This window comes from Anaerocolumna cellulosilytica, from assembly GCF_014218335.1.
In the GTDB taxonomy this organism is placed as follows: Bacteria; Bacillota; Clostridia; order Lachnospirales; family Lachnospiraceae; genus Anaerocolumna; species Anaerocolumna cellulosilytica.
Window position 1 is genome coordinate 2,880,039 of record NZ_AP023367.1, and the last position, 23,068, is coordinate 2,903,106.

The 23,068-nt window shown below is 34.3% G+C and carries 21 protein-coding genes; 2 read left to right on the forward strand and 19 right to left on the reverse strand.

All coding sequences use genetic code 11. From position 1 onward, the window contains the following. Window positions 1-21 precede the first annotated feature (21 nt). From nifB to acsn021_RS11845, 12 genes are all read right to left on the reverse strand, one after another. A complete protein-coding gene (nifB, locus tag acsn021_RS11790; RefSeq protein ID WP_184089148.1) occupies window positions 22-2,733 on the reverse strand; it encodes a nitrogenase cofactor biosynthesis protein NifB in 2,712 nt (903 codons plus the stop codon). Window positions 2,734-2,837: 104 nt separating this feature from the next. Then, entirely contained in the window at window positions 2,838-4,184 is a 1,347-nt protein-coding gene (gene nifE, locus acsn021_RS11795; RefSeq protein WP_184089143.1) for a nitrogenase iron-molybdenum cofactor biosynthesis protein NifE, read from the reverse strand. Window positions 4,185-4,332: 148 nt separating this feature from the next. Then, window positions 4,333-5,697 (reverse strand): nitrogenase component 1, encoded by a 1,365-nt coding sequence (locus tag acsn021_RS11800; RefSeq protein WP_184089141.1) that lies wholly within the window; start codon window positions 5,695-5,697, stop codon window positions 4,333-4,335. 2 nt (window positions 5,698-5,699) lie between these two features. Next, entirely contained in the window at window positions 5,700-7,289 is a 1,590-nt protein-coding gene (gene nifD, locus acsn021_RS11805; protein WP_184089138.1) for a nitrogenase molybdenum-iron protein alpha chain, read from the reverse strand. A gap of 17 nt (window positions 7,290-7,306) precedes the next feature. Then, window positions 7,307-7,690 (reverse strand): P-II family nitrogen regulator, encoded by a 384-nt coding sequence (locus acsn021_RS11810; protein WP_184090056.1) that lies wholly within the window; start codon window positions 7,688-7,690, stop codon window positions 7,307-7,309. Window positions 7,691-7,790: 100 nt separating this feature from the next. Beyond that, window positions 7,791-8,117, reverse strand: coding sequence for a P-II family nitrogen regulator (locus acsn021_RS11815; RefSeq protein WP_184089135.1), 327 nt, complete (start codon window positions 8,115-8,117; stop codon window positions 7,791-7,793). A gap of 24 nt (window positions 8,118-8,141) precedes the next feature. Next, window positions 8,142-8,963, reverse strand: coding sequence for a nitrogenase iron protein (gene nifH / locus acsn021_RS11820; protein WP_184089132.1), 822 nt, complete (start codon window positions 8,961-8,963; stop codon window positions 8,142-8,144). 374 nt (window positions 8,964-9,337) lie between these two features. After that, on the reverse strand, window positions 9,338-9,556 hold the full coding sequence (locus acsn021_RS11825) for a hypothetical protein (RefSeq protein ID WP_184089129.1): 219 nt from the start codon (window positions 9,554-9,556) through the stop codon (window positions 9,338-9,340). A 214-nt stretch (window positions 9,557-9,770) separates the two neighbouring features. Then, on the reverse strand, window positions 9,771-9,911 hold the full coding sequence (locus acsn021_RS23160; RefSeq protein ID WP_184089126.1) for an AraC family transcriptional regulator: 141 nt from the start codon (window positions 9,909-9,911) through the stop codon (window positions 9,771-9,773). Window positions 9,912-10,025: 114 nt separating this feature from the next. Then, window positions 10,026-10,838 (reverse strand): sensor histidine kinase, encoded by an 813-nt coding sequence (locus tag acsn021_RS11835; RefSeq protein WP_330601691.1) that lies wholly within the window; start codon window positions 10,836-10,838, stop codon window positions 10,026-10,028. A 221-nt stretch (window positions 10,839-11,059) separates the two neighbouring features. Beyond that, window positions 11,060-11,758, reverse strand: coding sequence for a response regulator transcription factor (locus acsn021_RS11840; RefSeq protein WP_184089123.1), 699 nt, complete (start codon window positions 11,756-11,758; stop codon window positions 11,060-11,062). A gap of 274 nt (window positions 11,759-12,032) precedes the next feature. After that, a complete protein-coding gene (locus tag acsn021_RS11845) occupies window positions 12,033-12,917 on the reverse strand; it encodes a zinc dependent phospholipase C family protein (RefSeq protein ID WP_184089120.1) in 885 nt (294 codons plus the stop codon). A gap of 243 nt (window positions 12,918-13,160) precedes the next feature. On the opposite strand from acsn021_RS11845, the gene acsn021_RS11850 reads away from it, so the two are divergent. Next, the gene (locus acsn021_RS11850) at window positions 13,161-13,832 is read left to right on the forward strand and encodes an ABC transporter ATP-binding protein (protein ID WP_184089117.1); all 672 of its coding nucleotides are present in this window, start codon (window positions 13,161-13,163) and stop codon (window positions 13,830-13,832) included. 4 nt (window positions 13,833-13,836) lie between these two features. After that, window positions 13,837-16,227, forward strand: coding sequence for an ABC transporter permease (locus acsn021_RS11855; protein ID WP_184089114.1), 2,391 nt, complete (start codon window positions 13,837-13,839; stop codon window positions 16,225-16,227). A gap of 77 nt (window positions 16,228-16,304) precedes the next feature. On the opposite strand, the gene acsn021_RS11860 is transcribed toward acsn021_RS11855, so the two are convergent. The 7 genes from acsn021_RS11860 to acsn021_RS11890 form a co-directional block, all read right to left on the reverse strand. Continuing rightward, window positions 16,305-16,451 carry a hypothetical protein gene (locus acsn021_RS11860; protein WP_184089111.1) on the reverse strand — a complete coding sequence of 49 codons (147 nt, stop codon included), beginning with the start codon at window positions 16,449-16,451 and terminating at the stop codon, window positions 16,305-16,307. A gap of 106 nt (window positions 16,452-16,557) precedes the next feature. Beyond that, window positions 16,558-16,695: a hypothetical protein gene (locus tag acsn021_RS11865; protein ID WP_184089108.1), complete on the reverse strand. Its 138-nt coding sequence runs from the start codon at window positions 16,693-16,695 to the stop codon at window positions 16,558-16,560. 132 nt (window positions 16,696-16,827) lie between these two features. Then, window positions 16,828-18,072, reverse strand: coding sequence for a radical SAM/SPASM domain-containing protein (locus acsn021_RS11870; protein WP_184089105.1), 1,245 nt, complete (start codon window positions 18,070-18,072; stop codon window positions 16,828-16,830). Further along, entirely contained in the window at window positions 18,065-19,168 is a 1,104-nt protein-coding gene (locus acsn021_RS11875; protein WP_184089102.1) for a radical SAM protein, read from the reverse strand. Before acsn021_RS11875 ends, acsn021_RS11870 begins: the two co-directional genes overlap by 8 nt. Window positions 19,169-19,186: 18 nt before the next feature. Then, window positions 19,187-20,212, reverse strand: coding sequence for a S8 family serine peptidase (locus acsn021_RS11880; RefSeq protein WP_184089099.1), 1,026 nt, complete (start codon window positions 20,210-20,212; stop codon window positions 19,187-19,189). 24 nt (window positions 20,213-20,236) lie between these two features. Then, on the reverse strand, window positions 20,237-21,901 hold the full coding sequence (locus acsn021_RS11885) for an ABC transporter ATP-binding protein (RefSeq protein WP_243167745.1): 1,665 nt from the start codon (window positions 21,899-21,901) through the stop codon (window positions 20,237-20,239). A gap of 5 nt (window positions 21,902-21,906) precedes the next feature. Next, the gene (locus acsn021_RS11890; RefSeq protein ID WP_184089095.1) at window positions 21,907-23,067 is read right to left on the reverse strand and encodes a radical SAM/SPASM domain-containing protein; all 1,161 of its coding nucleotides are present in this window, start codon (window positions 23,065-23,067) and stop codon (window positions 21,907-21,909) included. Between the last annotated feature and the right edge of the window lies 1 nt (window position 23,068).

The window sequence follows — 23,068 nt, forward strand, 5'->3', positions numbered from 1 at the left end:
TGAGAGACATTTTGAATTTGTCTAATGTTTTTGCAACCGGAACTTAGATAATTGCGATGCCGCTTTTTTCACAGAATCTTCAATTCTATCGTAGGTTATAAATACCTGAATTCCCTTATTCATTAGCTTTGTCTTAGGGGCTTCTCCAATTCTCATAGCAATCACAGCATCGCAGTCTCCGATTACTTTCATAATTGTTGTAATTTTATCTTCTTTTGCATCACATTCCTCTTCACCAGTACAATACTTTTCAATGCTTCGTCTTTCTTTGAAAATGGCAGCGCCGTTTAAGTATTCATACACATAAAACTCGGAGACCTGGCCAAAATGCTGGTCAACAAGCATACCGCTCTTAGTTGCTACAGCCACTTGAAAATTGTTCTCTTTATTCTCAGAACTAGCCCCACTTTGATTTATCCCTTCTGTCTTATGACAGGCATTAAATTCGAAGGAGACATCATTACCAAGAGTACCAATGGCATCTGCTCGACATTGTTTGCAATGATACATCTGTTTCATAGTTTCACCGCACCGCTTACGCATTGCCATGATTTCCTGGTTACTAACCAGAGGAAGGTCTTCGAATACGCTGTCCTTTACCGGTATTAACTGCATTATATTGGTAATAGAACCTCCCAGTTCTTTTACTTTTTTTACCACCTCAGGAATATGGGTATCATTTATCCCTTTTATCATAACAATATTAACCTTACAGACGATTCCTTTTAATGCCAGCATTTTAATACCTGTCAGTTGATTTGACAGTAATATGGCGGCAGCAGCTTCACCAAAATAATTTACACCCATAAAGTTAACATATTTATATATTTTCCCTCCAATAACCGGGTCTACTGCATTCATGGTTATAGTAACATGGGATACACCAAGTTCTACTAAGTCAGTAGCATACTGAGGGAGCATAAGCCCGTTCGTGGATAGACAAAAGGTTACATTCTTATCCTGCTCTCTGATTAATTGAAGTGTTTCCTTAACTTCATCAAAATTAGCAAGAGCATCACCGGGTCCTGCTATGCCAATAACCGATAAGTTCGGAACCCTTTTCTTAACCTCCTTATATTTTATAAATGCTTCTTTGGGATTTAGCACCTGGGTTGTAACACCCGGGCGGCTTTCATTGGGGCAGTCATATTTTCTGACACAATAATTACAGCTAATATTGCATTTTGGTGCAATGGGCAGATGCATTCTGGCATAATCGTTCGCTCCGCAGTTAAAACACGGATGAGTGGCTGTTTTTTCTGCTATTGTTTTTTCTGCTTCACTTACTTCTATAACCATACTTTGATCCGCTCCTTTTCTGTTTAAAACACTGCTTTTGGTATCTTTTTTATCCATTCGTCCTTTATAATACTTTTCATACAAGGTTTCCCGAAAGCTAGTTTCTTTCTTAGAAAGGATTACATTGGAGATATCATCTAAAAAGCTTAATGCCCCCGAATAGCCAATCGTACGCAACCTTTGGCCACCTACTCTGTCATGAATCGGAAAGCTACGGCGCACAAGACCAATGTTTAGTTTTTCGGAGATACGCCTTCCGTCAGAATTTCCGATTAATACATTCACTTCCAATTCCCTGGAATATTCTTCAATTGTCTGAAAATCCACATCATTAAGAATTCTATATTCTTCAATAAAATAGCTATCTGCAACCTCCTGTATTTCTACTTTTAGCATTTCTTTAAAACTTCCGCATTTTGACCCGGTTGCTGCCAGTATGGGCATGATACCATTCTCCACGCATAATCGAACCGTACTATATACAAAGTCAGGTTCACCATATACCGCAACCCTTGCTTCTCCATTGTATTTATGGGCATCCACCATGGCATCCAAAAAACGCCCTTTGTCTTCTTTTAACTTATCTGGTATTGGCATGCCGGATAAAGCAGCTAATAGCTTTAGCAAGGAATCATTATCCCTTAATGATACCGGGAGATTACATTTTTTATAAGGTACACCATAAGTATCATAAAGATATTCTGCTACAGAAGGATTAGAATTCGTAAAGCTTGATAATTCAATGGTGAATCTGGAACCAGACATTATTTTAACTTCTTTAATATCCGTACCTTTTGAAGGGAGTTTTTCATATTGTGGCTTGTATACTCCGTCCAAATTGTCTGATAAATCGGGGAGCAATATGTAATCAAGAGAAAAGCTGTCTAAAAGTTCTTTTAAGTATCTGGTATCCGCCGGTGATAAAAGACTAGTAACTACATTAATTTTTTCATGTTTATTTGTTGGCACGGTAACCTTTTTAACCAGCTGGTACAGTGCTTTCATATAACCTTCAAATTGTGTCCCCGCATAACCTGCGGAAGGTACAGGAATGATTTCAATTCCCTGATATGCCGTATTCTCCTCATAGAATTTATCAATAATTCGCTCTATATCCTCACCAATGGTTTCCGCCAGGCAAGTGGTCTCAACTGCTATAACTTCCGGTTCGTATATGGCTATCAGGTTTTTCAAACCCTTCATCAGATTTTGCTCTCCACCATAAACAGTACCCTCCTCCGTTAAGGATGAAGAAGCAATATCAACCGGTTCGTTGTAATGCGTTGCCATATGGCGTCTGATATAGGTGCTGCAGCCTTGGGAACCATGAAGAATGGACATACATTTCTTTATGCCATAAAAAGCGGTAACCGCTCCCATTGGCATACACATCTTACAGGGATTCACATTCAGATTTACTAACGTTCCTCTCATAATTTACACCCATTGCATACCGCAGACCTTACAGCGGTATTGCCACAAATAAAAATAGTTGAAAGAATCACTGCGTGGCATTCCTTTCTTTATTGAATTTTCTTTCAACCTTCCACCTTCATATATTTCCACACCGGATTATTGATACTCCTATTAATTTCCTTTATAAAATTCACAACTCCGTCAAACCCGCATAAAGGATGCTTTCTTTCATGGTTATGGTCACAAAAAGCAATCCCCAGCTTATAGGCTAAAGGTCTTTCCTTCACGCCTCCTACCAATATGTCTGCATTCTTTGCCTTCATAAACTTTTCAAGTTCTGCCGGATTGGTATCATCTAGTATAACTGTATTACTGCCAACCAAGCTTTCAATGATTTCATAATCATCCTTTTTACCAGTCTGTGTTCCGACTACTACTGTCTCCATTCCCATTAACTGAAATTGACGAATCAAAGAAATAGCCTTAAAGCCTCCGCCGACATAAATAGCCGCTTTCTTTCCTTCAAGATTCTTTCTATATTTAGCTAAGAACTCCTGTAGCTTTTCTGTCTCCTTCTTTGTAAAGGCAAGTGCTTTTTCTTTTGCTTCCGTATTGTTTAGTGCTTCTGCAATCCGAATAAGGGAGTTCGTAGTATCCTCAATGCCAAAGAAGCTTACTTTAATATAAGGAATTCCCATTTCTTCTTCCATTCGGTTTGCCAGATAGGTACTGGAGCCAGCACATTGAACAATATTTAACCTGGCACCTGGCGACTTAAGTAAGCTCTCATAACTGGAATCTCCAGTAAAGGTCGAGACCACCTGAATTCCAAGCTTTGCAAGATAATCCTCAATAATCCACAGCTCACCTGCCAAATTAAAATCTCCCAAGATATTGACCCCCTCCTGCTTAGGTTGATTATGTTTTGATATCAACTCCATTATAGCATTACAGGCCATTTTATAGCCTACCGATTTATTTCCGGAAAATCCGGGGGATTTAACAGGAATAACTCTCATATTATATTTTTCAGACATACCTTTACAGACTGCATTTACATCATCTCCAATCACACCCACAATACAAGTCGCATAAACGAAAATTAACTTAGGGTGATATTTTTCTGCTATTTCCTCAATTGCCGCCGCAAGCTTTTTTTCTCCGCCAAAGATTATATCTGATTCCCGTAAGTCAGTGGAAAAACTGTTTCGGTATAAATCTTCACCACTGGATAAACTTCCTCTGATATCCCATGTATAACTAGCACAACCGATGGGCCCATGCACAATATGAAAAGCATCCGTTATAGGATTAAGAACTACACGGGCACCGCAATATACACAAGCCCTTTGACTGACAGCACCGGAGACACTGTTTGCGTCACATTTCATGCCGTTTCCGCCGCACCCGCCATCACTTTTGTGTAAAATGAACTCTTTTCTTTCCTCTAAAACTCTTGCATTTTCCATACGCTGCACTTCCTTTCGACCGTTAATTACTTAGATTGCGAAACTCCCTGTATAGAGTTAGAGAACCAATCTTTATAATATAAATTCCCGCAAAACGGCTGCTTTGCCACCTTGCGAGAATTATGTATTACTGTATTATTGGGTTTCTTTACATTACCATTTCAAAATCTTCTTCTAAAGCATCCCTGTCCTGTCTGTCCATCAACGCATTGGTAATCATCTCTGCAAGTCTCATACCGCCTTTATAGCCTACTAATGGCATATAAGAATGAATATAACGGTCAATAATAGGAAAGCCCGCTCTGATAAAAGGAATATCTTCTGCTCTGGCTATATGCTTGCCATGGGTTCCGCCAATAATTAAATCTATGCCATCTTCCTTAATCCATTGATGCAACTCATATAAATCACCACCGGCTTTGGCTATACAGCCATCTACTCCAAACTTCGTAAATAACGCCTCAGCAGCACTTACAAAAGCATCCCCCGGGGTACCGGTCAAAACATATTTTGGTATCATGCCCATCTCCAATACGAACTCTGTAATTCCAAGAACCGTGTCGGGATCACCAAATATGGCAACTTTTTTATTATAAGTATAGGGATGTATATCAATTAAAATATCTACTAATTGCCCACGTTCTTCTTCAATATCATAGGGCACCTCTGTTTTTGAAAATGCTTGCAACGCTATAATGTATTCGTCTGTTCTGGATATACCAATTGGTATAGGTAATAAATTATATGGAACACCACATTTTTTCTTTAATGTCTCTGCTCCTGCTTCACTTGCAAATTTACCAAATGCCAGAGTCAATTCAGAATTACCAAGAGCAATAATCTCTTCTACTGTTGTACCTCCTTTTGGGTACATTTCGAATTTACCGGTCATAGGGCTATCCAATACACCGCTGGTATCCGGAAGCATGGTATAGGAAACCCCTAAGGCGGTTGCCAGACGCTTTAATTCTCTCATGTCCCCTGGGTTAACAAAACCTGGCATTAACACTGCTTTACCGTTCTTATTACCAGAGGATACGGATAAATAACTGATAAAACTGGCAACCATATTACTAAAACCGGTGATATGTGAACCTTTATAACTTGGTGTATTAGTGTGTACCATATATTTTCCTTCCGGAATATCAATATCCTGAATAAAAGCATTTAGATCATCACCTATGGTTTCTGATAAACAAGTTGTATGGACAGCTATGATTTTAGGATTATAGATATCAAATATATTCTTTGCTGCTGTCTTTAAATTACTGCCCCCGCCAAATACAGAGGCACCTTCTGTAAAGGAACTTGTGGAAGCCATTGCCGGATCTTTAAAGTGTCTGGTTAAAAACATTCTGTGAAAAGCACAGCACCCTTGAGAACCATGACTATGAGGCATACATTCATGAACACCTAACGCTGCATACATTGCACCAACCGGCTGGCAGGTTTTTGCAGGATTTACTCTCAGGGCAGTTCTATCATATTTTTCTTTTTTTGTATAATCTAGCATTCTTATTCACCTCCCAAAGTTCCTTCTAAGACGGGTGTGTTCTTCCAAGGAGCCTTTACAAAACTCCAGGCCGGAGTGTAAATGCCCATTGTTACATCCCTTGCAAAGTTAACGGCACCTCTAAATCCAGAGTACGGTCCACTGTAATCATAAGAGTGTAACTGTCTGGATAAAATACCACTTTTTTGTGCCACAAACTTATCCTTTATACCGGAGAAGAAGATATCTGGTTTCAACCGTTTTAAAAATTCTTCTGTTTCAAAATGATTCAAGTCATCCACCATATAAGTGCCATTGGCCATATCTTTAATCATACCGCCATAGTAGTCAATTAGTTTTTCTTCTTTTAATTTATTTATTTCTTCTTCCGGTAGATATAAATGATACTTTTCCTTATCAGGTTCTACAGTAATAGATTCTATATTTTTGCTGTCTGCATCGGGCTTAATAAAGGGAAGTACCTCACGGCCTTCATACTCATCCCTATGACCAAATTCATAGCCTGCTAAGATTGTACTAACACCTAAATCGTGAAGCAGGAACTGATAATGGTGTGCTCTGGAGCCGCCTACATAAATAGCAGCCGTTTTTCCTTTCAGCTTACTCTTGTAATAAGCCATGTCATCTGCAATTAATCCTATTTCATCTGCAATTACAACTTCAGTTTTTGCAGTAAGTTCTTCATCGTTGAAGTATTTTGCAATATTGCGAAGAGTTTCAATGGTTCCCTGCACACCAATAAAGTTAACCTTCATCCAGGGGATTCCATATCTTTCTTCAATCATTTCTGCTATATAGTTTATAGAACGGTGACACTGCACCAGGCTTAGGTTTGCTTTATGTGCGTTTTTTAAATCTTCAATACTACTGTCACCGGTAAACGTTGATACGACTTCATAACCGATTCGTTTTAAGATACGTTCAGTCTCCCAGCCATCACCACCTATGTTGTATTCACCTAATATGTTCACGGCAAATTTACTTTTAATTTCTCTGTCTCCTTCACCAATTACATATCTCATAATCTGGTTATTCGCTATATGATGCCCTGCTGACTGGCTTACACCTTTATACCCCTCACAACTATAGGCAATGCATTTAATACCGTATTCTTTTTCTGCTGCTTTTGCTACTGCATGTATATCATCACCGATTAATCCCACCGGACAAGTAGAACAGATAAAGATTGTGGAAGGATGAAATAAATCAACTGCTTCTGCAATGGCTTTTTTTAGTTTTTTCTCGCCTCCAAAAACAATGTCTGGTTCCTGCATATCTGTTGAAAAGCTGTATTGTAAGTAATTATCAACACCTTCTTCTGTTTTGCCTTTGTGCCTTCTGGTTCCCCATGCATAGTAGGAACAGCCGATAGGTCCATGTACTATCTGCAATGCATCCTTGATAGGCCCTAATACAACACCTTTACAACCTGCATAACAACATCCTCGCTGCGTAATTATTCCCGGAATTGTACGTACATTGGCGGCTATCTGATTATTGTTTTCATTATTGTTTACATCAACCATATGCTCTTTACGATTTTTATAAACTCTGGAACTATACTGGTCTAATACATTCTCTAACACGCTCATGTTGTCACCTCCTAATATTAATATGCATCTAAACTTGCCTCTCCGTTACGTACCTGGTAATTTTCGTTAATCGGAAGAATGAATATTTTTCCATCTCCAGGGTTTTCAGTGGAGTTAACTTCCATTATAGCATTTACTACCTTTTCTATATCATGGTCTTCTACAACAATGGTAAAAACTCTTTTGGGTATCAAACGTGTCGTTTCAGATAAATATTCACCGGAGGTATCAACTGGTATTTCTCCGGATTCAACAATGTTTCTCAACAAGGTCATATCAATTAACTTTTTCCCTCGTCCAAGTACCTTCCTACAGGTAAAAGCCGGTATGCCGGCTAGCGCTAAAGCTTCTTTTGTCACATTGACCTTATTCTGTCTGACAATTGCCATAACTTCCTTCATATAATTAACCATCCCCTTTCCACTACTTGCAACTTTAACCACAGGCCCTTCATAAGGCCGACCAGTCTTTGATACTGCCCAAATGGAGCAAATCTCCATCCTATAATCCTTTTTTCTTTGTACTGATGGTATATGCTTCTTCTACAGGACTTACAAAAATTCTTCCGTCACCAAAGTGTCCGCTTTCGCCGGTTCTGGCATATTTCATGATAATCTTTACAACATCGTCTTTTTCAGTGTCTTCCACAACAATTAATAACATTTCTTTTGGGATTTCATCATAGAAGATTTCACCGACCTTTACCCCCTTTTGCTTACCACGGCCATATACATCCATTTTGGTTACAGCAGGATATCCGGCAGATAATAATTCTGATAAAACTGTTCCGACTTTTTCGGGTCTGATAATTGCTCTTACTAATAACATAAATACACCTCCAGTAATGTGATTTTAAATATCCATTAATCCGTGTTCCATTAACAGTTCTTCTAACCTATCTTGCTTCATAGGCTTAGGAATTACAAACATATCATTACCATCAATCTTAGTTGCCAAAGCTCTGTACTCATCTGCCTGATTCACCGTCGGGTCAAAGTCAATCACTGTCTTCTTATTAATTTCTGCTCTTTGAACCATATTATCTCTCGGTACAAAATGAATCATTTGAGAACCAAGTTCTTTCGCAAATGCAGAAACCAGTTCGGCTTCACCATCAACCTTTCTGGAATTACAGATGATACCACCAAGTCTTACACCTCCGGTATTAGCATACTTTTGAATACCTTTTGAGATGTTATTAGCCGCATATAATGCCATCATTTCTCCGGATGCTACAATATAAATTTCCTGTGCTTTTCCTTCGCGGATAGGCATTGCAAATCCGCCGCATACAACATCGCCAAGTACATCATAAAATACATAATCCAAATCTTCCGTATAAGCTCCAAGTTGCTCTAACAAATTAATAGATGTAATAATGCCTCGCCCCGCACATCCAACTCCAGGTTCTGGACCACCGGATTCTACGCATCTGATTTTTGCAAAGCCTTCTTTTAAGATAAAATCAAGATCAATATCTTCACCTTCCTCACGGAGCGTATCCAGTACCGTCTTCTGTGCCAGACCACCAAGTACAAGTCTGGTTGAATCTGCTTTTGGGTCACAGCCTACAATCATAATCTGTTTTCCCATTTCACCCAAACCTGCGGTTAAATTTTGGGTAGTAGTAGATTTACCGATACCGCCTTTACCATAAATAGCAACCTGCCTCATAAATAATTCCTCCTTTAAAATGTGCTCACAGCTTAGTTAATTGTTATTCCACCTGCAAGTAACAAGGTTGTAATAAGCTTGCCCTTGCACTCTTATATAAACAAAAAAACGCCATTACTTTTCAGTAATGACGTCTCTGTCTAATAGAGTACTTGCTTATAGAAAACCTGTAATTTCTATAGCACAAATTTTATCATTAAGGATATACTTATTCAATACACCGATTTGTCAATAATTTTTCTCAATATGAAACCTTTTTTGCACAATATTTACTATTAAATTTTCAATCATTCATTCCGGTTCAGCTAAAAAAGTATTGTTTCATAACATTTCATTCCAAAAGTAAGTCAATAAACTAACCATAAAACCTACGGTCAGTTTATTGACTCTAATATTATTTCTGCAAATGAATCCGTACGTTTTAAACATTCATATATCTGCATGAAGCCCATACATATTACCAAATTTCTCCGACTTTTCCTTGCTTCTTGAAGCTGCACCTCTAAGTTCAACTTCAACCATTGCACACACGTTTGAGCAAATTTATCAGCAATTTTACCAAGTCCTATGATGCCCCAGGCTATTTTCTTCACTTGTATTCCTCCTTTCATGCAAGTTATTTGAGCATACGAGTTAATAACCCTCCTATTATGAAATATCAATCAATTACACTACTTCCTTTTGGTTTTACTTATATCTAAGAGATATACTATATGAAATAATACCATCCTTTTTCTACAGTTTCAATCGTAAAGCATGTACGTTTTTATTCAATATATGAACATATACAGATAGGAAAGAATGAATTCATCTTTTCCCATTACGATACTGCCTTGGAGAATAACCCATATGTTTTTGAAATTGCCTTGAGAAATAATTACTGTCATTAAAACCGCTCCTATATGCAATGTATGGGCTGAGTTCTATGATTTTACGTGGGAACAACATGACTCGTTGTAAGTACTGGAAAAGGGACTGTCGCAATTCTGTAAATAGAAAATGCTTGCAACAGTCCTCTAAGAACGATTGGCGAATTAAAAATTGTAATGACCTTTAATAGTTTTAAACTTGTTCATTAGATAGATATACGGAAAATTTTGTTCCTTTACCAACTTCGGATGCTATTTTTATATAGCCGCCTTGTAGTGTAATAATCTTGCGTACTATGTATAACCCAATACCTATACCAGGAACTTCATGTACTTCTTCTTCTCTATAAAAACGTTTAAATATTTCTGCTTGATGAGGCTCTGAAACTCCCTTTCCATTATCCACTATATCTATTTTTGTATACATTTCCCACCTGGTTACGCTTACATCTACTCTTCCACCTATAGGTGTATATTTTACTGCATTATCAAGAATATTGAACAGGGCTTCTGCTGTCCACTTAGTATCATGGGGTACCATTAAATTTGAATCACAATCTACTGTAACTGTTATACACTTTTTTTCTGCCTGCATAACGATAGCTCCCAGCGCATCTGCCAATGTCTCATATATGGAATATTTCTTTTTCTCTAATACAATTACCCCTGCCTCCAGCCTCGAAGTCTTTATCATGGCTTGCATTAAAAAATCAAGCTTATCAAGTTGTCCTGCCATTGACCTCAATAATTCTATTCTTTTTTCTTTGGACAAATCCCCTTCTAACATAATTGAATACATCAATTTCAGATTTGCTATAGGTGTTTTAGTCTGGTGTGAAATATCAGAAATCAATTCTTGTAAAATGTTTTTTTCATTACTAATAATAGAACGATTTTCATTACTAATCTCATATAACCGAATCAGTCGATGGTTAATTCTTGCCAACAATGTTTCTTCGTATAGTGCAGATTTAGGCTGTTCTTCTCCACGTATCATTAAATCCATACTATGACAAATATCGTCTGTAAATTGTACGAGCTTTCTATGTAATAAGATAAAAAAACAAACAACCCAGGCTAAGTTAATTAAAAAAAACATAGCAATTATTAATGATACTATTATATTACCTGTAAATAAAAATATACAAAGAAGAAATATAGTGTCTATGATAAATACACAAATGCCCATAAAAATGTAAATATTTCTGATTGACACCTCTTTAGACTTCAATTTTTTCCTTCCCCCATCCACATATATCCCATACTATATACTGTTTTAATATACTTATATCTATTATTTTCTATTTTATTACGAATTCGGCATATCATTGTGGTTAGAGTATGTTCATCAACAAAATTTTCATCGACATCCCACAGTTTCTCCAACAAGGTTTGTCTAGTCAAAACATTTTTAGGATTTGCTGTAAATATTTTCAAAGTGCGATATTCCATTGGCGTAAATTCTATTAGTTGTCCATTTATAAAGGAAGTGAGCTTAGAAAAATTAATTAACAGATTGTCATCATCATAACAATCATCCCAAGCTTGTCTAATCATTCGACGAAATAAAACATCAATTTTCTTTTGTAATACCCGAATTGGAAACGGTTTTGTCACATAATCATCTGCTCCTAATTCAAATCCCTTTATCATATCACTTTCCATATCATTTGCTGTTAAGAAAAATATGGCTGTATTTGTAGAACTCTTCTTTATTTTCTCACATAAATCAAACCCATTACCATCAGGTAAATTTATATCAAGAATAATCAACTTATATTCCTCATCTTTAATAAGCTTTTGTGCGGTAACAGCTGAAGAAGCTGATTCTACCAAATATCCCTTATGGGTTAGACAGTAAGATAGATTCCTGCTCAATAATAGGTCATCTTCTACAATTAATATTTTCTCTGTCATCTGTTTCATACCTCTCTCCTGTTAAAATACAAAATACTAATCATAATTAAACAAGAAATTACATATTATTTTCTTTCATTTTGGCAAAATACTTTTAATAAATTTTATACCAAGTTCCATATATTAGCAATGTTTTAGCAAGAAATTAATTTAAAACAGTAAAGATTCTTCTAAATATATAACATCATTAAAGGGAACTTCACTTGACAAAAAAGAAGGAGGTGTGAACTCCCTCCTTCCTTTTAACTATATACTTAGGAATATTGCCTCATTAACTATTATATTAGTAAATCCCAACAGTTTTTCCAAATTTATAGAGATACTGAGCCACTGTAGTAATGGCATTCTGAACCGATTGCCTTGCGGCTGACTCATATGTATCCTTTTGTTGTGCTTGTTCAACTAACGCATAACTTTTCAGTGCCGCTCCATGTATTAAATCACCAACTGAACTATTTACTGCTGTTTGATATATACCATTGGCAAGAGTATTTCCATTTATATAAAAAGACGTTCTGTTTACATCAACATATTTTTCAAATTCTGAATGGTTGCTATTTAATGCAGTTAGGTTTGAGGCATGATGAGGTACATTCACATCTGATACATAATGCGTTCCACGTCCAATGTATTTGAATGCTTCTGTAACATTCCCAGCATTATAGCTTGCTACCGCACGATTAAAATATTCTACTGCTCTAGTTTTTGCTGTTGGAGACGATTGACCTAACCAATTTACTCCTGTCTTCGGATTATAGAAATGTCCCGCAAATGTTCCATAGTCAGTTTCATTTCCTAACTTGTCTGGCCAATCTGTGTTCGCCATCATTTCAAGAGCATTTGCTTCACTGTTCATTACACTATTTCCCTGATCTCGATATAATATTGTTAACGCCGATGCCACAATATATTGATGCGTGTGGTCATTACCACCACTTACAAATTGAACTGATATTCCATCCAATACACTACTGCTTTCATCAATTGCTTCGCGCAGTATTGGTGCATCCAATTCATAGATTTCATCTGATCCATTGGCAATAGCGATTACCTTCTCTGGTAATCCATTTAACTCCTTCTCCTCAATTGAGGCAAATACGGTAACACTGCTGCTAATCATCAACAGCATACACACATAGCAAATTAATTTTTTTAATCCCTTCTTCATAATAACTCCCTTCAATTAGATATTTAGGTTTTATAAAACCTATAAAAATGAATTACTTGATTATTTAATTTTCAAATATTAGTATACTACTTGTTTGAAAATTTTTCAATATTTTTCCATATTTTCCTTCTTTATTTTAAGTTACTTTTTTTATAACAAAGGAATGAATTTGTTTTCTGTTAGGACATTTCTGTAACATTTGGCATTTATAATAGTATTATCTTATAGAGAGGAAAGGGTTAAATGAATATTTTACAGACTAATGAATTAAAAAAATATTACAGTCAGGGATCGAATATAACAAAGGCACTAGATGGTATAAGCTTTTCTGTTGAAAAAGGAGAATTTGTTGCTGTGGTCGGTACTTCTGGAAGCGGAAAATCCACATTGTTACATATGATTGGTGGATTGGACACCCCGACATCTGGTACTGTACTCGTTAAAAACAACGACTTAACTAAATTGAATGATGAACAGGCTACTATTTTTCGTCGCCGAAATATAGGCTTTATATTTCAAAATTATAACCTTGTTCCAATCCTAAATGTCTATGAAAATATTGTCCTTCCAGTTGACTTAGATGGTGAAATCGTAGACACAGCTTTTTTGGATGAGATTATTAACATGCTGTCATTAAGAGAAAAATTGCAAAGCATGCCAAACAATCTCTCTGGTGGACAACAACAACGTGTAGCTATTGCCAGAGCGTTGGTTACCAAACCGGCTATTATTTTAGCAGATGAACCAACGGGTAATCTGGATAGTAAAACAAGTGCAGATGTAATTGGATTACTTCAAATGAGTAGTAAAAAATACCAGCAAACCATTGTCATGATTACTCATAATAATGAAATTGCACAACTTGCAGACCGAATCGTCCGAATTGAAGACGGACAGATTATAGACAGGCGGTGATGTAATGTTCCAAAATAAAAATACTAAAATTATAAAACAGTTATCAAATAGTAGTATTAAAGCGGATAAAAGACGTAATTTGTTTGTCATTCTCACCATTGCATTCGCAACTTGCCTAATGCTGGTTTTGGCTCTTAGTAACCTAGGTCGTTCTCGCGAAAATAAATTATTTTTACAAGGCAGATATCAAGCATCTTTCATAAAATTAAATAATGCAACCATTAATTCTATGGAAATGCATAATTCAGTTGAAAAAATAGGCAGGAAGCTTGATATAACAACACAACGAGTGGATGATTATACGTTAAATATTGTTTTTAAAGATAGTGCTGCACTTCTTCTGCTCAGTTCACCAAAATTAATCGGACACATGCCAGAAAAGTCAAATGAAATCATAGTAGAACAATCTTATTTAGAGCATATTGGTCTTACACCCACACTCAATCAACAAATTAAATTGGACTTAGGAGATAATAATGAGACAACATACACAGTATGCGGTATACTTAAAGGAAAAAATGACAGCAGAAGCTATCAAGTGATTCCCTCTGAAGCGCTTGTGGAAGCCATCACAAACGGAATGCCTTTATATGACACCTTAGTGCGATTCAAAGATACTCAAAATATACCAACCGATTATTTAAGGACAGAAATTAAGAATTTTGCAAAAGAGTTTAATATATCTGAAAAGGAATTTGTATATAGCTCCACATATTTTGACCTTGCAAAAGAAAGTTCTACCTTGGAGATAGCCGCTATAGTCATAGCAAGCATTATGATTGTAGTTGCCTGTTCATTAGTAATTTATAGCTTATTCTATATTTCAGTAATAGGGAAAGCTCAAGCATATGGACGACTTAGAATAATCGGAACGACCAAAAAACAAATCAAAAGAATGGTACGAAAAGAAGGAATTAAACTAGCCTCTATTGCTATTCCCGTTGGATTAATAGTTGGATGTATCATTAGTTATTTGTTAGTTCCAAAAGGCTGGCATTTGCCCACAACGATAATAAGTATCTTACTAATTACTGTAGTAACAGAAATCACAATTTATATCGCAATACATACACCGGTAAAGATAGCCGCCTCTGTTTCACCTATAGAAGCAATACGTATTACACCTTATACTGGCTTAGTGAAGGGTGAGTACTCAAAAAAGTTACATCATCCTATTACCCCCATTCGACTAGCGCAAATGAATTTTGTGAGAAACAAAAAAAAGACAACATTAACATTACTATCTCTTGGTTTTTCCGGTATACTATTAATGTGTGCTTCTGCTTATTTGAATTCTATTGATACAACTGAGATGGCAAAGCAAGCAATGCCCCGTGGAGATTTTAATATTACGCTGAATCCAACAGCTGTCACTGATTCATTTATAGAAAATTATACGCAATTGCAGAGTATGAATCCACTCAATAAAGATTTAGAAGATGCCTTGTTGGCCATTGAGGGTGTAAATCATATAGAAAAATTTGTGGGATGTAAGTCTGAACTTATCTACCCAAATGGTGAAAAAAGTCAAGTCCGCGTAATAGGATTAACACAACAGCAGCTTAATGAATACAAAGCCAATTTATTAGAAGGTACAGCCGATTATGACGAACTAATAAAAAATAACGGAATTTTAGTTGCTGATCCGGGAGGACTTATTAATCAACTCTATGGCTACACTGCAAAGCTTGATGATATAATATCCATAGAAACAGATGAGGGTACCTATAAAAAGTTTAAGGTAATGGGTATAATGAAGAATTTGAATATTGGTATTGATATGGCTTTTTACTTCGTCCCTGATGACTTAGTCCCCAAGTTAAAAAGTAATGTATCCAACTTTAATACGCATTTTTTTGTACGTGCGGATAATATAAAGCTTAAACCTGTAGAAAAGCAGATATTTAATCTTGCTTCCCAAAATATAGGTTTAGAAGTAACTTCCATTAATGACGTTCAAAATTCCTTACAAAATCTATTAGACAATTACAAAATGCCCCTTTATGGACTAATCATATTTATTTCGGTGTTTGGATTAATTAATTTGATAAATACATTAATGACAAACTTAATTTCCAGACAACAGGAGTTTGGTATGTTACAATCAATAGGATTGAGTAATAAACAGCTTTCACATGTTATCCAATCCGAGTGTTTGTTATATATACTAGGAACATTGTTCCTGACCTTAACGATAGGAAGTATATGTGGTTATCTTCTATGTTCTGTCTTTAATCAAGTTGGGATTTACGGTAAGCTAACTTATCATTTTCCTGTATTGGAATTAGCATTATACTTTACATTCCTACTGCTGATTCAATTTTTATTCTCATATATTGCTATGAATATACTAAGAAAGAAGCCGTTAGTTCAACGGATTAAGATGATTGATTAATTCATTAAAAGTAGCCGCTCTAATCCTTTGCATACGCAAGTTTCAAGCGGCTATTTTTACTAAATCTTTTACAAGTATTAGTTATCTGTACTTAGCCAGGCAGTATCACCCCAGCAGTCATACATACAATGAACCTTTATGGTGCCACAGATTTCACTCCAGCCATATATATTCACTTCTGCTTCCTCAAGCTCTTTTCTTTCTTTTACAATCTCATCATTCATGTTACAATCCTCCTTCTTTATGCTAAGGTGAAAACTCCTATTGCACATAATTACTTTAAAATTGATTCCCTGGAATGACTCCTCATTCTAATCATATCCTACGTACTTATTTTTCTGTTGTAATCCATGGAGTTAAATTAATACAATCAACCATACAACCATATTTAGGATCTCCACAACCGTATGTATAAACGTTAACTTCTGCTTCCTGAAGTTCTGTTGTGGTTTTGTTGTTTTCATTCATTTCGTACTCCTCCCTTCGTTTTATTTTCTATATAAAACTAAAATCAGATATCTTCACTATTAAAAATATCCGAAGATAGTTCTATAGCAATTATTAATTCCTCCTTAGTAAGTTATTTTTTCAATAATTACACTAAACTATGTATTTCAGATACTGCTTTTCCTCGCAAAATTTAACAAACGAATTTATATTTTGTAAATTACTGCATTTTGAATTATAAATTAATAAGTTATACGTTATTATAACTTTCTGAAGCATACAATCTATTTTTACATGATTAAACTGCTCCGCTCCGCAACCTCCGCCACACAAATATTTAAACTTACAATCTTCGCAGTATTCTTTTAATTCAACATGAAACAACTTCTTAACATCCATTTGTTTGATTAATTCATTCCATTTTTTTAGTATCATTTTTGTAGAATCTGTATTTATATCACCAACGCGAAATTCTCTATTTGCTAATGAATGACAAATGTATATATTCCCATCCGGAAAAATAACTAGTGCTCTTCCAAGGGCACTGCACTGCTTTTGTACCTGAATATTTCTAAAAAAAATCTGCGCTAATTTAGTGCATGTATATTTTTTTGCAATGATATATTTTGCAATACATAAATATACCTGCAATTTTTCTTCCGAACTCATTATCTTTATATTATCGTCTAAGGCACTCCCAGTTGATGAAACAAAATTAAAAATAAAATCTGTATTTTGATTTGCAGCGATATCAAGAATCTGATACATTGCTGAATCATTATTGTTATAAACAAATGATAACGTTACCTCTGTCTTAATTACGTTCATTCTTTGAATGAACGTAATTAAATTTTCAGTACAATTAGAAAAATGTGCTGTACTTATTTCTACCCGATTTACTCTTCCTGCTATTCGATTTATGATAGTATCATTTAATAGTAACCCATTACTCTGAACAATCACCTGCGCTTCTGTTTTAGTATATATGCAGTCTATTAACTCTGCTATTTCATTATGTATAAAGGGTTCTCCCCCACTTATGATTATTCTTCTTGGCTTGATTTCATTTATCATTGGAACTATATTATTCATAAGGGTATCGACTGTTAACTCAAAAGAATTTATTTCTTCTTTCTTATTCGATCGCATTGAGCAGAATGTACATGACAAATTACAATTGTTTGTAATAAATAGATAGACAGTATTTACTTGAGCTACCCGTTTTCTTTTTAACTCACTTTGTTCTTTCAAAATTCTATTAATAATACTATATGAATTTTCCACTTCACACTCTTTATAGTATTCCGTATTCACAGAAATGCAGATTTCCTCCACCGAGTCTATAAGTATAGTACGTTTTCCCAATTCTACCGTATGGATATCCTTTAATTTAGACATGTCCAATACTCCTTTTCTGATAATACTGTTTGAATGCTTCCTGTTGTGTCGAACTTAGGTTGCTTCTTAGTAAATTAAATATAAACTTCGTCATATTACAGTTGATTGTTATTGGTTTATAAAAATCTCTATGCACCTCATAGTTATTCATAATACAACCACATACCCTGCAATGTGTAAACTCTGAACATTTTATACAACTTTCATTTGTACTACAATTTAACTTAACAAAGCTTCGTATTTTATCAACATCCAACCCTTCCGATACATCGCCTACTTTTACCATCTCATCAATTTCTGTACAAGGGTATATAATTCCATCTACCGTGACATAAATTGAAATGAGTCCTGCCTTACAGCCAAAAAAATGTGATAATGTGAATAAATTACTGATACGGTCCTCAAAATACTTCCAATATATATTTTTACCATGCCTTCGAATGTTACTATAAAAGACAAAAGCTTTTTCCATCTGTACGCATAACCTATTAAAGTCCTCTTCTGACCAAGTAGAATATATATTAATTGTACTTTCCACAATTTTGAATCCCAAATCTGTTAAATGTAACATATTCTCATATAATGAATTGCAATTATTTGTTGTTATTACATTTGCCACATGACATATCTTCTCTGTTTTTTTCTCATATTCCCATATTAAGGGTAATTTTGAAATAATATCTTTATAACTTCCCTTATGATGATAGTATTCTCTATTTAGGTTATGTACCTCTTCTGTACCATCAATACTAACTTTTAAATCAAAATTATGCTGAATTAAAAATCTGACTTTTTCCTGATCTAGTAATGTCCCATTGGTTGTGGTACTGAATAATATGCTTAATCCGCTTTCTAAACCTTTCTTAGAGGCATAATCAACACAAAACTCTATTAATTCAAATGCCAACATTGGTTCCCCGCCAATAAAATAGATCACTAAGGTTTTATCCCTCTGCTTTCTTGCTTCATGAATAGAAAGATCCATTGCACTTTTAGCGGTATCCTTTGGCATTTTTCTGTTTTTCTTTTCACCAAGATAACAATATTTACAGTTTAAATTACATTGATTTACAACTTCCAATGATAACGTATACATTGTAATCCTCCCCTTGTTTTACAAATAAGGTTGCTCAATCAGCAAACCATACTCTTTTTGTAAACTCATTCTCTCCTCTATTGAATAGATAGGATACCTTGTATATATCTTTCTAAAGAGAATTCCTGTGTTTATTATAATTCTGTCTAATTCTTTTTTATTATTTGTATAATAGCCATAGTTATCTATATCAATTAAAAACGTTCCATTTTCTAAAGAAATTTTGCTTTTTGTATGCAAAAAGCTCTCTACCTCATTAAACACTACTATATCACTACATAAAAAGCATTCTTTTGCAAACCTTCTTTGCAACAAATCTTTTGGACGGTTACTCATGCAAATAACATAATTATTTTTGTAATCTACAAAATCAGGTATGCTATTAACTCTGTTTTTCTCCACTTTTTTAATATACTCTAATACAGTACTATTTCTTATTTCTTCATAATAAACACTTAACATTCCCGTAATCCTTGCTGCTAAAAAACTATTTCCACCCATTAAGTATTTTTGATTTAATTGATAATATGAAACCATACTATCAAAGGCAAAACTAATATTGTTATTTTTTGTGTCGTATCTAAAGAATTTATTTACTTCTTTTCCAAAATTATTATCTACTCCAATAACATTATCAAAGCTTGCAGGGTATGCAACATAGTTCTCATTACTATGTGCTGCTACTAATAATACTCCCTTACTCTTAGCCTCCTCACATATTTTATAAAAATAATCCGAATATAACTCTTCTATACCTAAACTTATATTTATGATGCCGACCCCCTCATCCACCAGCGCATTGATGCTATCAGCCATAAGTATTCCATTTTTTTGATTTTCATTTCCTATAATATTATATAGAATTATTTCTGCTAACGGATTTTCGGCTAAGATAGCGGCACAAACATACTCTGCATGAGTGAATGGATAGTTTTCTTCAGATATTATTTTTATACCCGGTCTTATTCTTCTTACTTCTATCTTTTTATCCTTAAAAAAATCATGATTTAATTGTGCATCTGTATCTATGACTCCTATCTTCATAATGACTCCCGTATCAAGGTCATATTATTTTACCAACACCATTTCTTTATCAGTTAATTCATAAATAACATTGGCTTGCTCTAATTCACTCTGATTATGTGTTGACATAATAATAATCCTATCTTTTGAAATTTTTTTCAGTAACTTATAAAATTTTTCTCTTCTTATCCCATCAATATTTGAAACTGCCTCATCGAACACTAATATCTGAGGAAACTTTAGTATGTTTCTGGCAATATCTATTCTACGCATCTGTCCTTCTGAAAAATTAGGTGGTTCAACTTTTAATATTGTATTCCACCTATCTTCTAAAGAGTTCACATCATCATAAATATCTAAGTCTTCACATATGGCCTGTATTTGCTCAAAGGTTGCCTTATTGGTTAAGTTCATATTCTGTATAATGGTGTCCTCAAAAAACATAGATTTTTGCATTACATATCCCAGTCTATTCCAATAACTTTCTAAATTATATTCACATAAACTAATCCCATTAATTAATATACTACCATCTTTAGGCTCCAGAATTCCAGCTAACAGCTTAAACAGAGTACTTTTACCTTGTCCACTTTTTCCTGATATACCATAAATTTTACCTGTCTCGAAATACCCGTTAATATTATTTAAAATATTGTGCTCTACATTATCAAATCCAAAATTAACATTTTTTAACTCAATGGTACTGACTTCTCCTTGTAATAATAATTTATGATTCGAGAGATTCGGATAGCTTAAGACTGTAAATACATCATTCAGAGCAACTATAGAAGTGTGGTACTCGTTAGAAAAAGATGCAATATTAATTATAGGATTCATAATAATTGCTTGGTAGTTCATTAGTATCATAATTGTACCAATCGTCATTCTATTCTCGAATACTTCTTTTGCTCCAACAAGCCATATAATCACCGTCCCTATAAATTGTACAACCAGTGTTATAATTGTATTCAAAAAATATATAAAATTTTGATGATTAGTGCATTTTTTATATTTTTGATTTTCATCATAGTATCTTAAATGTACATACTCATAACATTGAAATAATCGAACCATAAACCAGTTATTATAGCTGTTATTTAATACATTTGTCATATCATTATATCCCTGAAGAACTTTTTCACTAGTTTTTTTAATTTTTTTTCCTACTATTCTGCTTATAAAGGGTATACTACTCGTCAGCAATACAACAGCTAAAGCAATTTTCATATGTATTAAAAACATATATGGTATTATAATAATTAAAGTTACGACATTTGACACCAGAGTAATTATACTAGTAATTCCACACTGCTTAATTATTGAAATATCTTTATCCGTTTTTAACAAAATATCACTTATTTTCATCTTCTTAAAGAATGATGGAGATACTATACCTAATTTATCATGTATACTTTGCCGAACATCAGCAGCTACTTCTTCTGAGGCTAAAGAAGCCATATATCTTTGTAAATATGTAATAATATAATTGGCCAAAAGCATAATCAGAAAAAGCACCAATCTAATTAAAAAATATGTAAATGTTGATTTGTCCGGTACACTTAATTCATCCACAATCTGCCCCTGCAGTTTTGGCCTTATCAATGAAATACCCGCATCAAAAATAATGAATAACGTTATAATAAAATACAATGGTATCAGGGTCTTTTTCATCGCATATTGTTTTATAAATAGGATAAAATTCTTGTCCAATACGTCTAAGCTCCTTGTCTATTAATCGCTGTTTTAATCTCACTACCCAGACTACTCAATTTAAGATGAGAAATATTTATGTATTCGTAGTGCTTACCAAGTGCTTGATATAGTTTTTCACCGTTCTGTGAACTAAAATGGTTTAATATTTTTTTAACTACAGGATAAAATACATGTTCATATTCACAGGTTGAATCAGCAGGAATATTAATACTTCCCGTTCTAATATAATTCATATAGCCACATTTCATTCCATGACAAAAATCTTTAATTTTGCATTCCGCACATTTATTGTCTTGCTTATTGTATAGTGAAACAGCAATTTTTTTCGCACGATTCACATCCACCGCTTCGTCAATCGTTCCAATTATATACTGTGTATTATCAGTTAAAAATCCACAAGGATATATAGAACCATCCGGCATAATCTTAATAGACCCTATTCCTGCATCACACATAGAGAAACAGTTACCATAATCACATAACAAACTAAAGAATTTACCATCAAATTGATCGATTGAAAATTTCCTTCCATTATTATATTCATGAATATAATAATGAGCGACTGACTCTACCTGGGATTTAAATACTTCTAATGATTTCTTCGAAAACTCCATATAGACATCCGGTATCATACATATATAATCCAGCCCATTTTCATGTAAAAAAACTACATTTTCATATAAAAATGGTATAGTATTCTCCGCTATTGTCATTCGGACAGAATACGGTGTCCCACTATCCCGTACTTTAATAATATTTTCAAATATTTTGTCATAACTGCATTCTCCATTAGCCGTTACACGATTTAATTCATGTGCTTCTTTGCATCCATCAAAGCTAAGTCTAAGGGTAAAATTATTATTTTTTGTTAATTCAATCAGTGAAGAATCCAATAAAGAGCAATTGGTGGTCATATAATACTTAACTTCTCTTTCTGGATAATTTTTAGCAATGTAGTCCAAAGCCATAAAAATAAGTTCTTTTTTCAATAATGGTTCACCACCCATAAAATCAATTAATATTTTTTGGGATTTATCATATTTAAAAATAAATCTTATAATATCAATTAACCTATTTTCATTTAGTTCAATATGATGGTTATAATTTTCATAGCAATAAGAACATATAAAATTACATTTTGTTGTTAAATATATGGTGTACATA